The sequence below is a fragment of the Dysgonomonas sp. UBA7710 genome (genome assembly GCF_002482385.1).
In the GTDB taxonomy this organism is placed as follows: Bacteria; Bacteroidota; Bacteroidia; order Bacteroidales; family Dysgonomonadaceae; genus Dysgonomonas.
This window is the reverse complement of the sequence record NZ_DLFW01000029.1, coordinates 135,571-149,731: the sequence shown is the minus strand read 5'-3', so window position 1 is coordinate 149,731 and position 14,161 is coordinate 135,571. Positions and strand designations below refer to the sequence as shown.

The following is a 14,161-nucleotide window of genomic DNA, read 5'->3' as shown; positions in this document are numbered from 1 at the left end:
ATATTTTATATCATTCCAAATATATCTGCAATAAATTTTCAATAAAAAACGGATAAATACACAATATACTATTAATTAATATGTTGCAAAATATTTTTTTTTCAATACATAGTAATAAAAGTTGGCTTAATAACAAAGCCTAGCCTTATACGCTGCCTATGATGATTGTAATCCAGCATAGATTCACCGTAACCATTATAGTACTGAAGAAAGAGATATTGATTATCATCACTAAATAAACGTATCGAAAAATTCAGTTCTATATTCGCATTCAAATTTACTCCTCCTCTTTTTGTTACAACACATCCTATATTATATTTTTTCTTAGGGCTTGAATATTCCATAGCCATGAGTCCCCAACCCGAGTACTTTACAATATCCTTGTTATTCGTCCCATCAACGATTGGTATCCAGGCTTTTGTTTGTAGAGTTAAGTGGTCATCCAACGTAAAATAAGTCCCGAAGGATACTTTATTCCAACTACGGGAGTCTTTTCCATCCTTTCCGTTCGATTCATGTTCGAACTGAAAGGTCAGTGTTCCCAAAAATCTGTTATCACGCACCAGGGCCTTCCCTACCCCCAATGTCGGGTTATAATTTAAGTCCCGGAAGGGAAACGAATCCTGAAAAACATCCCAAAAGGCTTTTTGGGTATATGTCAGAAAAGCGTATGTTTTGAATGGCAATGTACTATTCGTAATCCTGTGCATAACGCTAATCTGAAATTTAGCATCCGAATTGTATTTCGTTGGCTTACTAAGCATTTGAGTTCCCACTATGAAGTAATTGTCTTTATATATTCCGAAAGATGGGTTTGCATCAAATTTATTTATTATACTGTCTGCATTACTCAATTGCTTAGATGGCCCGAAAACAGAGCCTACTATTACATCTGTCTGATGAGAAATAAATGAACCAACACTTGCCGTACTATCCTTCTTTTGTTTTTCTACCTTAGTAGTATCTTGAAAAACAGGTTCTTGAGAAGAAAGTGGAGTCAGCGTAAAAAATAAAAGCGTAAACAAGAGACAAAAACTCTTCATAGAATGCATTAATTATTTATTAATAAGCCGGGATAGCACTTCATATGCTATCGGGCAAGTCGCTGAATTTTTAACAGTTAGCTTGTATATTTGTTCAAATCTCTTTCGGTCCGTATGCGGATATTCTCTACAGGCCTTCGGGCGGGCCTCATATATTGAACAATAATTATCCGGCAAAAGGAAGGGACAAGGCATCGACTGAAATACATGATCGCCATCTTCATCTGTTCTCAGGTACCTAGCGGCAACTTCGGCAGGTTTTATCCGCAAAGCCTTAGCCATACGCTCTATATCCTTATCATAGATAGCGGGTCCTAATGTTCTGCAACAATTGGCGCATGACAAGCAGTCTATTTCGGCAGATACATCTTCATGCAATTGCTGAACAATTGTATCCATCTTCATTAAACGTTTCTTATTCTTCTTATAATATTGCAGAAATGAGGACTCTGCTTTTTCTGCTAATAATTGCAGATTTTCATATCGTTTCATCCATCCTATCTTCAATGCGTGTTATCTCTCCTATTAACGGTACCCTCATTCTAATCTGAATATCCTCTTTTGCATATTTATGTCCAACCAGAAACATGAGTTTCGCTATAGCGGTTTCGAATGTAGCATCAAATCCGCTTACAGCTCCGGCTTTAAGCAATTCCCGTCCTGTTTCGTAACGATGCATATCGACCATACCAGTATTACATTGGGTGATGTTTACTATTACAACGCCTTTTTTTACAGTTTCGCGTACAAGACGGATAAACCACGGAGATAAAGGAGCATTCCCCGAACCGTAAGTTTCGAGAATGATAGCCTTAATATTTTTTAGAGTCAGTATTGTCTCTACTGTTTGCCTGTTAATCCCCGGAAACAACTTTAATGTCGCAATACGGGTATCCAGTTGATAATGAAATATTGTCTTCTTATCATAATCAGGCTGATGTATAACCTTCCTGTCATACCGTATCTGTATTCCCGATTTTCCCAGATTTGGATAATTATAGGATTTGAATGCATTGAAATTATCTGCATTCACTTTAGTTGCCCGGTTACCTCTCAAGAGATCATTTTGGAAAAAGATGCACACCTCGGGAACGATAGGATTACCCAGAACATCTTTATCAGCTGCTATCTCAAGAGCTGTAATAAGGTTTTCTTTAGCATCGGTCCTCAGCTTACCAATTGGCAACTGCGCACCTGTAAGAACTACGGGTTTTTGAAGGTTTTCAATCATAAAGCTCAACGCAGATGCTGTATAAGCCATAGTGTCGGTACCATGCAAGATTACAAAACCATCATATTTATGATAATTATACTCAATCGTACGTACTATCTTTTTCCAATGCTCCGGTGTAATTTCCGATGAATCGATAACCGGATCGAATACTATATGGTCTACGTGGAAACGAAAACGCTGCAATTCGGGCAGATGACTATTTAAATGAGCAAAATCGAACGGCTCCAAAGAACCTGTTGCCGAATTTTCGACCATCCCAATTGTACCCCCTGTATAAATCAATAGAATATGCGCATTTACATCTATCATCTCAATTTGTAATCTTTGAATCTGTAAAAATAATGAATTTAATAATACACAATATAATTTTGTCAACTATTTAGAGATAATACTGAAATTATCGGCAACAATTTCGACAAATTGATTAAATGAAAGGCCCAATATTGACGAAATATCTTCATACACCTTACAAATAGAAATTTCAGACATATCTGTTTCGCAAAAAAGAGAATCTAATGGGATATATCGTATTGCTTCTCCGTTAAAGAACTCTCCTACAGAGAATTTGAAACCAAATCGCACAAGTTGTTTTGTTTGCTCGGTATTTCCTCTATACCCATGAATTATCCATGGAATATCTGACTTATATTCCTTATATAAAGCCATCAATAGGTCCCAGGCTTTTACACAGTGAATTATCAAAGGCTTATTTACGCTTATTGCCAACTCGATCTGCTGCCTGAACACCTGTTCCTGAACATTCATATCAGGGCCCTTCAATTTATCCAGCCCGGTTTCTCCGATAGCGAAAACCTGCTTTTGCCCAACTATTTCACCCAATCGAGCCAATTGATCTCCTGCATTATCAGCATCCCAAGGATGTACACCGCATGAGAACCGGATATTATCAGATGCCAGAATCTCCTCTTTATAGTCTCTTGGTGAAGTATTCAATATGTATTGTACCTTATATCCGCCAATTTCTTCCGGCCCTGCTTTATGTGTATGAATATTGTATAGGTACATATCTTTAGCTCTAAATTAAGAACGAGGTTACTCCGCTTGCCGGAAAAACCTCGTATTCATTTATCTTTTGTTCATCTGATTTTATCGGATAAGATTGATAAACTCTTCGCGGGTCTTTGCCTGATTAAATACTCCGGTGAAGTCGGAAGTGGTAGTTGTCGAATTCTGCTTCTCCACGCCCCGCATCTGCATACACATATGCTGAGCCTCTATCACCACCATGACACCGAGCGGGTTAAGCGTTTTCTGTATACACTCCTTTATCTGGAGGGTCATGCGTTCCTGAACCTGCAGGCGTCGGGCAAAGACATCTACCACACGGGCAATCTTACTAAGCCCCGTGATATAGCCATTCGGGATATAGGCTACATGAGCCTTTCCCCAAAAGGGCAGCATATGGTGTTCGCACATGGAATAAAAATCAATATCTTTGACTATGACCATTTGCCTGTAATCTTCTTTAAAGAAAGCTTTTCTCAGGATTTCTTCAGGGTCTTCGTGATACCCCTTAGTCAAAAACTGCATAGCTTTTGCGACTCTTACCGGGGTACTTAATAACCCCTCCCTATCCGCATTTTCACCCAACAGGGTTATAATTTCCTTGTAATGCTTTGCCAGCAGCTCTATATTTTGTTCTTCTTGCATTGTGAAGATTTTTATCGTCTGATTTAAATTAGTTGTTTATTGTACCGGTTTTTTCACAACATCCGGCACAATATACATCTCCCGCCCAAAGGCCGGGAATGTTTTTTTCATCTCTCTAAGCACTGCATCTGCATCTGCCCTGCTTGTAAAATTGCCGACACGCAAACGCCAGAATGGAGACTGAAAACTTACTACTGTTTCCAGCTCAGGGAAAGCAGATTTAACTTGCGCCTGTTTCGATTCGGCTTCCCTCTTCGAGCGTTGTTGGTTATTGCCCGAGAAGACCTGAATCTTAAAGCCTCTCACTTTTGTGAAATTGACCGTAGGGTCGATGACTCCCAAGGTTTTTGTAGTATCTATAACAGTAACCTGACGAACCCCCAGTATATTCTGTATAGCTTCGTCCTGCATCACTTTAATATTTCCTTGTCCCCATCTAGATGAATTCAGTTCATCTATAATCGTTTTATTATCATCCTGTGCTAATGCAAAACCGGAAAACAGGCACAGAACAAGAAAGATATAAAGACTTTTTTTCATACTGATTTATTTGAGGTTTATCGTCCGTCCAAGTATAACAATAATTAATGCTTATAGTTTTATGCGGCTCCGGATAGTCCTTTTTATTTAAAAGCAATTGCAGGAACTGTCTCCAGCCCTGCAATTTATAGTGCCGGATTAGAATCCTTCAATAACAGGGATAAATTTCTCTACATCGAGAGAAGCGCCTCCGATAAGTCCGCCGTCAATATCCGGACATGCGAACAATTCTTTTGCATTACCACCATTCGCACTACCTCCATAAAGGATAGAAGTGTTATCGGCTACTTCTTTACCATACTTATCTGCGATAGTCTGACGGATGTAAGCATGCATTTCCTGAGCCTGAGCTGATGTAGCTGTAAGACCTGTACCAATAGCCCAAACCGGTTCGTAAGCCATAACGATTTTAGAGAAATCTTCAGCCGAAAGTTCGAATAATGCATCTACTGTTTGTTTTTTAACTACATCGAAATGCACATTTTTTTCTCTTTCATCTTTAGTCTCACCAATACAGAAAATAGGGCTAAGACCATTTGCCAATGCAAGCAATACTTTCTCTTTCAGGATAGCATCTGTTTCTCCGTAATATGTACGGCGTTCAGAGTGTCCAAGAATAACATATTTTGCACCGGTAGACGCCACCATGGCAGCCGACACTTCTCCCGTATAAGCTCCTGAAGCCTTATCTGCGCAGTTTTGTGCAGCGACTCCTAGTTTAGTAGATGATGCAACGCTAGCCAGATGGATAAACGGAGTACCGATAATTACATCACATTTCAATGTTTTACCTGCCAAAGCAGCTTCCAGGTCTTTTGCAAAAGCGACTCCTTCCTGTAAGTTCTTATTCATTTTCCAGTTTCCTGCAACAATGTTCTTTCTCATAATTAAAGCGTTTTATTTATATTATTATACTGAATTTACACTTCGGTTTCCTCCTGTGCTTCCTCCTTTTTCTTTCTCCGTCTGAAAAACAGGAAGTCCAGCCCTTTTAGACCGAGCAAAGGCAAAATGAAAACTGCACTTATATAAAAGAGATTCTTTTTATCCTGCCTATCCGTATCTATTAACTGCCCATGAGGCAATTCTTCCAAAGGTTTTATCAAGTCTTCTTCGGCAGGAACTTCGACATTCGCCCACTTGTTGATTACCACCCCGTTTTTCAGCAATATCATTCCCGGATTGGAACGTACAATAGTCTTTATAGCCCGTTCGTCCATTGTACAGAATTTAAAATTGATAACGTTTTCTTTCGACCAGCGCAGTATTTCATCTGTAGTGGACGATGTTACACAATAGAATTTATATCCTCTGTAATCAGCGTAATTACTCACATCTTCATAGTCGCTGAGATACCATGTACTCATATCTTCGAGTGACGGGGAAAGCATCAGGAATACATAGCCGCTATCCGACAAAATATCATTCGTAATATCGGTCCGGCCTACAACCTCGGTCTTCTTTGCATCAAAGAAGAGTTCAGTTATCACGAAATCCTTTATCTTTGATGCCACACCTTCTTTCAGCACTTTGGTTTCCATCCTGACAAAGACCCAGGTACTGTCTTCCCATGGATAATTCTCCTCCGTAAATTCTTTTTCCACCCCATCTTTGGCATAAACCAGCATCGATACCTCTTCTCGGCCCTTGCCTTCTTCCACTCCCATTTGTTCAGAAATAGACGCCCCTATTTTGTATGGACGGAAATCAAACAACGGCTCATATATATAATTGCGGAATACAAATAAACTGATAAAAATAAGTATGTACAGAAATGCCAGCCAGTAAGTCTTACCTGTAAAGAAGTTGCTTATCCTCTCGCAATACCGGAATACAATAATGGAACATATCAGCAATACTATATTCTTATAAAACGTTTGCCAGTTGGTGATAACCAGTGCATCTCCGAAACACCCGCAATCTTCTACAGGGTCGGCAATGGCAAGATAAAGCGTAAGGATGGTCATAAATACCATAACCACCAATGTAAGGCGCGAATTCCAACGGCGATAAAGCCCGAACAGCATACAGGCTCCCATTGCAAATTCGACTATGCTCTGTAAAGCCGAAAGCGGAAGAGAAAAGAAGGTTAGCGAAGAAAGGTTAAACGCGGCAAAATAGTCGTCTATCTTATATGCCGTGCCATAAGGGTCTACGGCTTTTACAAAGCCGGAAAAAATAAAGGTTATCCCGAGAATAACCCTGGAAACCTCTGTTAATATCTTTATTCCAATATCCTTCTTAGTCATCCCCAATTTAGTTTTCGCTCTCAGGAAATTCAAGTTTGATAAGCCCGAACAACGAATAATTAATCATATCCATATAGTTGGCATCGATACCTTCCGAGACAATAGTCTGGCCTTTATTCTCTTCTATCTGCTTTGTCCTATATATTTTTGTCAGAATAAGATCTGTATAAGAACTGATGCGCATAGCGCGCCAAGCCTCGTCGTAATCATGATTCTTTGCATACATCAACTCTTTGGTTTGAGTCATATGCTTATCATATAAGGCCAGAACCTGATCTTCGCCCAAATCCACACTGTCGGAAAATCCGAGTTCGAGTTGGATAAGTCCTATAATACCATAATTGACAATACCAATAAATTCGGGAGCAATACCTTCATCGATAAGGCTTATACCTTTTTCTTCGATACTTCTTATCCGTTTTGCCTTAATCAAAATCTGATCTGTAACCGATTGAGGGCGAAGGATTCGCCACGATGCCCCGTAATCTTTCAGCTTTTTAGCAAAAAGAGTGCGGCATATCTCAATCACTTTCTCAAATTGCGCTTTGGTATCTGCCATGTTAATATCTCTATTTTTCAGTGTGCAAAGGTATGAAAAAATGTTTAATCTATGCTTTGCTTCATTTGCCATTTAATCATTATGAATACCTGGAGCATAAAAAGTAACATTTTTTCAGTTAATAGCCAACAAATATCAGTTAGCAGTAAACAGTGTTGCGGCTTGTCATGCTGATAGAAACGAAGTATCTCGCCAGAGAGTAGTTAACAGCCTGTATCTCGTATCTTTCTCCAAAAAGGTAACAAAAGTAACAGTTTTTTCAGTGAACAGTTAACAGTCATCAGTTAACAACTGGTATCTCGTATCTTGTCTACTTGTAACTATTCCAAAAAAGGTAACAAAGGTGACAAATATATCAGTTAACAGTCATCAGTCAACAACTGGTATCTCGTATCTCGTTTACTTGTAACTATTTTCAAAAAAGTAACAACCAACGGTCACAGGAGCGAAGCGTATGTAAAAGTAACACCTTTTCTACCTATTACTTTTTACCCTCTTTGTAGCCTCCCTTTTGGGGTAGGGCTGTTAAGTTCTGATTTTTATACCCTCTGTGTCATGTTGAACGGAGTGAAACATCTCGTTCCTCAGGGTCGGGATCCTTCGTTACACTCAGGATGACAGCAGAAAATAACGGAACAAAGTAGAGAACTTAACAGCCCTGCCCCAAGGGGAGATTGGAGGGGCCAATCAATACTTCAAAGAACTATCAGCTAATGGTTATTGGCTCTAATTACATAGATAAAATTCTCTCAATAACATTATAATATTCTAAGGTGTTACCTTTCTCATACGATACAAGCGGATATCTGTAGCATTGAGGCTATCAATAGCGATATAGCGGTTAGCCAGCGATTCTCTGTATTGTCTGAAATCATCCTGTATGGCTTCTCTATCCTGATGTATCAGAATAAATTCTTCCGTAACAAAGTCTTCCGCTTTTATTTCGTGAAAGCGGAATGGCCGGAAATCCTCTTTTCTCTCACCAGTCAAGACAATATATTCATTTTCCGGGACAATTAGTTGTAACCGGGGCATGACATGATATGAGAAATCGTTTACAACAAGAGTTGTTTTCGTTCTGCCTTCACCCTTTATAAAATTCCTTATACTCTGATAAGCCGATCCCGTCCGATTATAATAATTCATCCCCGAATAAAGTCTTACCCCGCCGGTAAAAAGCAGAAGAAATAAAAACACATATGAGAGTTGCTTGTATTTAGGAAACTCCATAGCCCTTGCCAAGACGAAAGCAAGACTTAAAGCGAAAAGACCAAATGAGCATGTCATATAACGTGTTACCAGCACTGGCAGGTATGTAACAGAGATAATAAACCCTATCGCTACGGGAAAAAGAAATGTAATAAAGAAAATGGTAGCCAGCAATGGCATTTTGTCTTTCTTTATATTATCGGACAGTAGAACTTTTATTGTCAGGACTAATTGTATCGCCATCAGAATTATTAATCCGGCCATCATTTGTCCCTTCGTAAAATAAGTAAACGGCTGCCAGATTTCCTTTGGTGAATAGAAATAGTAAATATGCAGAAATAAGTCGTTCAGGGTTAACGGCTTTATCCAATAACCGGATGAAACAGCATCGACCTGCCCCCACAATTGAATAAGCCATGGCAGATAAGCTATGGAGAATAACACTCCGCAAAGAATCAGATAAGTCAGTTTCTTTTTTGCCCGTATCAGGATGATGAAAAAAAGTATATATATGCCAAAAACACTTAATAGCCCATAGTTATGGAAATATGCTGCGCAAAGGCCTGTTACAAGAAATACCCCCCAACACATCCTACCTCCTTTTTCGAAAGCCTGATAAGCAGATAATGCACAGGCCAAGACAAAAAACATTGTCCACGAATACATCCTTATTTCTGTTGCCAGATACTGGGTAACCGGAAATATAATAATCAGCAGCATAAAAGTAATGGCCGTTTTATCTCCGAATAAACGCCGTATAGGAAAACAGCCTAAAAGGAGAACCGCAATAATACCCAGTGTAGAAAATATTCTGAAACAGAAGAGAGATTCTCCAAAAAGGGAGCTAAAAAATTTTAAACACCAATAATATAACGGAGGGTGTACATCTGATGCCGTTATATTTATAATATCAGTATATGATGCTTTCGCCATGAAAATGGAATATACATCGTCGTACAAAAGACTTGTGTTCCTAATGTCGAGGTATATAAATAAAGAAACACCGAAGATAAGCAGACAGATGTATATCAGTGCTTTTGAAGCTTTCATCGCGCTGCTTTTGTATTTTTCCATTCGAGAGATTCCATTATGGCAACAATATCTTCCCGCAGAAATCCTACTACCGGAGCGATAGAATCGGAATTGACCTGTTGATTAAAATACAATGACCCTCTCAGAAAGTTAGATGCATTATCTGTCAGATAAAATTGGACAGGACTTGCCACCGAGCCTTTTATATCATAGATTATTCCCGATGTATGGCGCAGAGAGTCTGTAAACAGGGATTGTTGTATACCATTCGCCTTCAATGCCTGGCTATATGCCAGCTGATAACTATCCTCCAATGCTCCGGAAAGCGTCTTCTTATCGACCGGAAGATATGTACAATATAAAATCGCATCATACGCAGGGTATGTGATATTGAACCAAAAGCCGGATTCATCATTTTTCTTCACTTCTTCTATCCGTGCATTTACCGGATACCGGAAAGAGAATGCAGCATGTTCGAATCTAACCACTCCGGACTCTTCCCTGTCTATCCGCAGATATCCTACAGGTTTGGGCGTATATTCATTACAAGAAATAAATATACAACAGATGATTAAGAACAACATTGCTTGCTTTCCCATATATGAGCTATGTGAAAATAGTTCTGCGGCCTAAAATAAAAACAGATTAAAGCAAACAGTCTCCTATTTGTATTAACCTGTCTAATATATTCAATAAATCTCATTCTACGAGATTATAATCTTTTTTAAAATGGCAAATCATCCTCCTCTGATATATTATTCGAAGAATTATATGAATTCGGCGATTGATAAGTTTCGTTTGCAGGCTGGGAATACGGCATATTTTCATTTGCATCCCCTCCCTCTCTCCTACGGCTGCCCAATAGTTCGAGATTATCTGCATATATCTCATTTACATAACGTTTCATTCCGTTGGCATCGTCGTATGTGCGCGATCGTATTTTACCTTCAACATATACTTGAGTCCCTTTTTTCACAAACTGTTCAGCAACTTTTGCCAAACCTCTCCAGCAAACTATATTATGCCATTCGGTACGGTCGGGGATCTGCGTCCCGTTAGCCGCAGTGTATCCTCTCTCGGTGGTGGCCAAAGTAAAGTTTGCGACTACGCTCCCATTATCAAAATATTTCACATCAGGATCTTTCCCTACATTTCCTATCAATATTACTTTGTTCACTGACATACTTTACTATCCATTTTGTTTATAATATCACAAATATAGGAAAAAAATTTACTTAACATATTCTGCTACATCTTATCTTTCCATTTTCCCCACAGAAACTATTTTTTGTAAAAAGAGCGAGTTTGGTATGATTATAAGCTCATTTTCTTTTGTTCTGAGATGAGTATGAAATGTCAGAATATTCTCTATTATAGCATCTATAGGAGTATCCTTATCCAGGATATGAATCTCATCTCCAATCTTAAATGGGGTAGTAAAAAATATAATAATTCCGGCTGTGATATTGCTCAGGATAGACCATTGAGCAAACATGGCAACACCTATCACAGCAAATATCGAAGACAAAGCCACCAGCATATTTTGCGGTTGTACCCCCCAGATTATAGCAAGGGTAACCAGGCATGTGAAATTGATAAGGATATTTATTACTTGTATTATATGCAATGTCCGGGGTTCTGACTTCAGAGTAAGAGAACCATACTTTCTTATTATCTTACCTACAATATATTTTGAGGATGGTGTTAATAAAATTATAATTGCCGAAGCTACTATCTGCGGCAAATGATCTGTTATTATGGTTAAGATATCTTTTTCCAACATTTCTTTATATATATAAAAGAGACGCAGTCCGCAGGCTACGTCTCTTTTTATTTATTCTTTAAACAATTTAATTTTTTGTAAACTGAATATAATAAGCATTGCTACCAGACAGTTGCCAGTTACCGATATAAACCACTTCCGCCGGTTGCCCCGAAGAAGTATATTTCTGATATCTGAATTTTACCGGTACATTTACATAGTCGGTAGTCACGCCGCTAAAATTAGGTGAAAAATTGCTTCTGAGGTATGACAAATTCCCAACAGCAGAGAAAGAATCAGTTACAGTATTATCTCCTGTTCCTTTATCTGTTATACCGAACCTTACGTCAATAATGATCTTGTTATCTTTGGCAGGGTCGATTTCACCTTCCGAATCTTTCTGGTTAGTTTTATCATAATAGAAGAAAGCTTTAACTTCATCTCTTTCTTTCTTGGTCAGGCTATAACCAATCAACCAGTTATCCCCGATGGTATTTGCCGGAGACCATGCAGCAATACTTACACTTGTAGGAACAATGGTATCGTTTCTACTAACTAAGCCACTATTCTCATAAGGTTTCTCTAAGCTCAGAGATTGCTTCGCTATGGGATTTCCACTATTCAATATATTTACATATTCAGCATTATAATATCCGTCTGCGGATGAAGATGATATCTTATAAGCTATAAAATAGCAGTTTCCAGCTGAGGTTAGATTAGTAATATTTTCATGCATTATATATCCGTTAGATGTAACGGCATACTTTTGCCCATAAATATTTTCAGTGATATAGGCAAAATCCTTCTCAATAGTAAATGAACTGTCCCCATCTCCCAGGCATGATGACATCAGTAACACCACGGAGAGTACACTACAAAAAATTTTCAGTAAAGATGTTTTTTTCATGTTTATTTTTTAATTGTATTAATTTTTTAAAAGTCAAACTTAATTCCCAGATTCAGATCTAACTGAGTCTTTCGGTCAGAATATATGGTCCTGTACTTGTTTCCGGCATCGAAGTAATATGCTCCTCCTATCGTTCCATAGAAATACATTTTCTTATACAGAGGGTAGGATATTCCTATAGACGATCTTACCGAAAACTGAGGATTTGATTGTTTCACAGATTCTTTTATATAATACGGCTCGGAATAGAAGATACGGCCAGCAAGATCTTTATCATCAATATCGAGCATGGAGAAGCCCATATGACTTACATATCTTCCGTTTATATCTTTCTGTATCATTCCTCCCAGTGCAAAATAGAATTTAGTCTTACCCAATTCAAAGAACGTATAATTCAGCGATAATGGTATACCCAGATAGTTAAAATATTGCGATTCACTTATATTGAACACACTATTTGATTTTATCTTCGATGACAAGTGTGTATAAACTAATCCCGTCTCGAAAGACAATTTTGGTGCTATCTCTTTACTAATTGTTACTCCGAAAGAAACAGGCTGTCTGTGTTCCAGCTCAAACTCACTATTTTCTTTACTTAGCGCTTCATTCAAAGCCCTTGTTCTTACAGGATGAGAGAACAGCAATCCTCCACCTCTTTCACTTACATTGTCCGCAAACAGACTGGCACTTCCTGTAACTCCAACAGAGAGTCCCTTCGATGAAGATGTTACTTCCGGTAACATAACTACAGTCTGTGCCAACACCGGAGTTTCTTTTTCCTCTTTTTTCTCTTCCTTAGGCTCTTCTGTTTTCACCGGCTCAGTCACAACTTTCTGTACTGGATCTGTTTCTTTTACAGGTTCCACAGGCTCAGCCATAGCTCTGGCTTTGGCCAATAGCGGCGGCACAGCTTTTGGAACTTCAATCACAGTATCCACATCCTGAATTTCCACAGGAGGCGTAGCTTCTTCTACAACAACATTAGCATCTTCCATTATTGGTTTATCATCTGTTGGAATAAATAATATACCAATTACAATTGCTGCTGCTACACCTACAGCAATAGCGATGGTCTTTATAATAGATGCTTTTGAGGTCGAAGAAGCTGCATTGGCTGTCGAAGAATTTGCAGATGACGAAGAAGATGATCCATCAGGTGCTTGCACAGGCTGATTAGACAAAAGCTGATCCAGCCCACCCCAAACGGATGCAGGCACTTCCGGCTCAAAGTTTCCTAACTTTGAGGAGAATAGATCCTTTATTTTGTCCTTACCTTCTGTCATTAGTTATGATCTCTCTTTAATATATTGTTTCACCTTCTCCTGTAATATATTTCTGGCTCTTACATATTGAGAACGTGAAGTACCTTCATTAATACCCATCATTTCTGCTATTTCCTTGTGTGAATAATCTTCTATTGCATACAAGTTGAAAACTGTAGAATAACCACGTGGCAGGTCTTGTACCATTTTCAGTAATTCATCCTCCGATATTTTATACATTTGTTCGTCTTCTGTAGAATCGTCCACTACATCGGGAAGATTCTGAACATCGTCGGAAGTCTGAATTATTGATTTTTTCTTTCTTAAGTTTTCTAAAGCAAGGTTTATAAATACGCGCTTGAGCCAACCTTCGAAAGAGCCTCTATCTTGAAATGAATCAATATTAGCAAACACTTTCATGAATCCGTCCTGCAATAAATCCTGAGCAGCATCTTGATCAGAACTATAGCGTAAGCAAATACTATACATCTTACGGGCATATGCCTCGTATAGCATTTTTTGAGCTTCACGCTTTTGTTCCTTACAACCTGCTATAATTTGCAGTTCATTCATATTGGTCAAGCTTCATTTTAGAGATGCATTTTTTGTAGAAATGTTGCATCATCTACACTAAATTTCATCTACTATTATCTTTTTTTAGTAGTAATGAAATTTACATTATCTTTTTTATTT

General features: G+C 38.4%; 16 protein-coding genes. All 16 read right to left on the bottom strand.

The window, feature by feature from the left end:
• Positions 1-101: 101 nt before the first annotated feature.
• A complete protein-coding gene (locus B3317_RS09855) occupies positions 102-1,043 on the bottom strand; it encodes a phospholipase A (RefSeq protein WP_291111013.1) in 942 nt (313 codons plus the stop codon).
• Between the two features lie 12 nt (positions 1,044-1,055).
• Entirely contained in the window at positions 1,056-1,535 is a 480-nt protein-coding gene (locus B3317_RS09850; protein WP_291111011.1) for a YkgJ family cysteine cluster protein, read from the bottom strand.
• Positions 1,522-2,586: an asparaginase gene (locus tag B3317_RS09845; protein WP_291111009.1), complete on the bottom strand. Its 1,065-nt coding sequence runs from the start codon at positions 2,584-2,586 to the stop codon at positions 1,522-1,524. The genes B3317_RS09850 and B3317_RS09845 overlap by 14 nt, the downstream gene beginning before the upstream one ends.
• Before the next feature lie 66 nt (positions 2,587-2,652).
• Entirely contained in the window at positions 2,653-3,303 is a 651-nt protein-coding gene (locus B3317_RS09840; protein WP_291111006.1) for a TatD family hydrolase, read from the bottom strand.
• An 81-nt stretch (positions 3,304-3,384) separates the two neighbouring features.
• Positions 3,385-3,948, bottom strand: coding sequence for a GTP cyclohydrolase I FolE (gene folE, locus B3317_RS09835; RefSeq protein WP_291111004.1), 564 nt, complete (start codon positions 3,946-3,948; stop codon positions 3,385-3,387).
• Between the two features lie 36 nt (positions 3,949-3,984).
• Positions 3,985-4,488 (bottom strand): SPOR domain-containing protein, encoded by a 504-nt coding sequence (locus tag B3317_RS09830; protein WP_291111002.1) that lies wholly within the window; start codon positions 4,486-4,488, stop codon positions 3,985-3,987.
• Between the two features lie 138 nt (positions 4,489-4,626).
• Positions 4,627-5,373 carry a triose-phosphate isomerase gene (gene tpiA / locus B3317_RS09825; protein WP_291111000.1) on the bottom strand — a complete coding sequence of 249 codons (747 nt, stop codon included), beginning with the start codon at positions 5,371-5,373 and terminating at the stop codon, positions 4,627-4,629.
• A 35-nt stretch (positions 5,374-5,408) separates the two neighbouring features.
• Positions 5,409-6,737, bottom strand: coding sequence for a BT_3928 family protein (locus B3317_RS09820; protein WP_291110997.1), 1,329 nt, complete (start codon positions 6,735-6,737; stop codon positions 5,409-5,411).
• 7 nt (positions 6,738-6,744) lie between these two features.
• Positions 6,745-7,296, bottom strand: a complete 552-nt coding sequence (locus B3317_RS09815) for a DUF1599 domain-containing protein (protein ID WP_291110995.1) — start codon at positions 7,294-7,296, stop codon at positions 6,745-6,747.
• A gap of 768 nt (positions 7,297-8,064) precedes the next feature.
• A complete protein-coding gene (locus B3317_RS09810) occupies positions 8,065-9,579 on the bottom strand; it encodes a glycosyltransferase family 39 protein (RefSeq protein ID WP_291110994.1) in 1,515 nt (504 codons plus the stop codon).
• Positions 9,552-10,136 (bottom strand): hypothetical protein, encoded by a 585-nt coding sequence (locus B3317_RS09805; RefSeq protein WP_291110993.1) that lies wholly within the window; start codon positions 10,134-10,136, stop codon positions 9,552-9,554. Before B3317_RS09805 ends, B3317_RS09810 begins: the two co-directional genes overlap by 28 nt.
• A 125-nt stretch (positions 10,137-10,261) precedes the next feature.
• The gene (locus tag B3317_RS09800) at positions 10,262-10,720 is read right to left on the bottom strand and encodes a single-stranded DNA-binding protein (protein ID WP_291110992.1); all 459 of its coding nucleotides are present in this window, start codon (positions 10,718-10,720) and stop codon (positions 10,262-10,264) included.
• Positions 10,721-10,792: 72 nt separating this feature from the next.
• Positions 10,793-11,320: a mechanosensitive ion channel domain-containing protein gene (locus B3317_RS09795; protein ID WP_291110991.1), complete on the bottom strand. Its 528-nt coding sequence runs from the start codon at positions 11,318-11,320 to the stop codon at positions 10,793-10,795.
• Between the two features lie 67 nt (positions 11,321-11,387).
• Positions 11,388-12,206, bottom strand: a complete 819-nt coding sequence (locus B3317_RS09790; protein WP_291110990.1) for a hypothetical protein — start codon at positions 12,204-12,206, stop codon at positions 11,388-11,390.
• A 26-nt stretch (positions 12,207-12,232) separates the two neighbouring features.
• Positions 12,233-13,489 carry a hypothetical protein gene (locus B3317_RS09785; RefSeq protein ID WP_291110989.1) on the bottom strand — a complete coding sequence of 419 codons (1,257 nt, stop codon included), beginning with the start codon at positions 13,487-13,489 and terminating at the stop codon, positions 12,233-12,235.
• 3 nt (positions 13,490-13,492) lie between these two features.
• Positions 13,493-14,041, bottom strand: coding sequence for an RNA polymerase sigma factor (locus B3317_RS09780; protein WP_291110988.1), 549 nt, complete (start codon positions 14,039-14,041; stop codon positions 13,493-13,495).
• Between the last annotated feature and the right edge of the window lie 120 nt (positions 14,042-14,161).

What these genes read in the sequence shown, in the direction of transcription:
- B3317_RS09855 (WP_291111013.1), bottom strand. Translation starts at nt 1,043, where the DNA reads ATGAAGAGTTTTTGTCTCTTGTTTACGCTTTTATTTTTTACGCTGACT.
- B3317_RS09850 (WP_291111011.1), bottom strand. Translation starts at nt 1,535, where the DNA reads ATGAAACGATATGAAAATCTGCAATTATTAGCAGAAAAAGCAGAGTCC.
- B3317_RS09845 (WP_291111009.1), bottom strand. Translation starts at nt 2,586, where the DNA reads ATGATAGATGTAAATGCGCATATTCTATTGATTTATACAGGGGGTACA.
- B3317_RS09840 (WP_291111006.1), bottom strand. Translation starts at nt 3,303, where the DNA reads ATGTACCTATACAATATTCATACACATAAAGCAGGGCCGGAAGAAATT.
- folE (WP_291111004.1), bottom strand. Translation starts at nt 3,948, where the DNA reads ATGCAAGAAGAACAAAATATAGAGCTGCTGGCAAAGCATTACAAGGAA.
- B3317_RS09830 (WP_291111002.1), bottom strand. Translation starts at nt 4,488, where the DNA reads ATGAAAAAAAGTCTTTATATCTTTCTTGTTCTGTGCCTGTTTTCCGGT.
- tpiA (WP_291111000.1), bottom strand. Translation starts at nt 5,373, where the DNA reads ATGAGAAAGAACATTGTTGCAGGAAACTGGAAAATGAATAAGAACTTA.
- B3317_RS09820 (WP_291110997.1), bottom strand. Translation starts at nt 6,737, where the DNA reads ATGACTAAGAAGGATATTGGAATAAAGATATTAACAGAGGTTTCCAGG.
- B3317_RS09815 (WP_291110995.1), bottom strand. Translation starts at nt 7,296, where the DNA reads ATGGCAGATACCAAAGCGCAATTTGAGAAAGTGATTGAGATATGCCGC.
- B3317_RS09810 (WP_291110994.1), bottom strand. Translation starts at nt 9,579, where the DNA reads ATGGAAAAATACAAAAGCAGCGCGATGAAAGCTTCAAAAGCACTGATA.
- B3317_RS09805 (WP_291110993.1), bottom strand. Translation starts at nt 10,136, where the DNA reads ATGGGAAAGCAAGCAATGTTGTTCTTAATCATCTGTTGTATATTTATT.
- B3317_RS09800 (WP_291110992.1), bottom strand. Translation starts at nt 10,720, where the DNA reads ATGTCAGTGAACAAAGTAATATTGATAGGAAATGTAGGGAAAGATCCT.
- B3317_RS09795 (WP_291110991.1), bottom strand. Translation starts at nt 11,320, where the DNA reads ATGTTGGAAAAAGATATCTTAACCATAATAACAGATCATTTGCCGCAG.
- B3317_RS09790 (WP_291110990.1), bottom strand. Translation starts at nt 12,206, where the DNA reads ATGAAAAAAACATCTTTACTGAAAATTTTTTGTAGTGTACTCTCCGTG.
- B3317_RS09785 (WP_291110989.1), bottom strand. Translation starts at nt 13,489, where the DNA reads ATGACAGAAGGTAAGGACAAAATAAAGGATCTATTCTCCTCAAAGTTA.
- B3317_RS09780 (WP_291110988.1), bottom strand. Translation starts at nt 14,041, where the DNA reads ATGAATGAACTGCAAATTATAGCAGGTTGTAAGGAACAAAAGCGTGAA.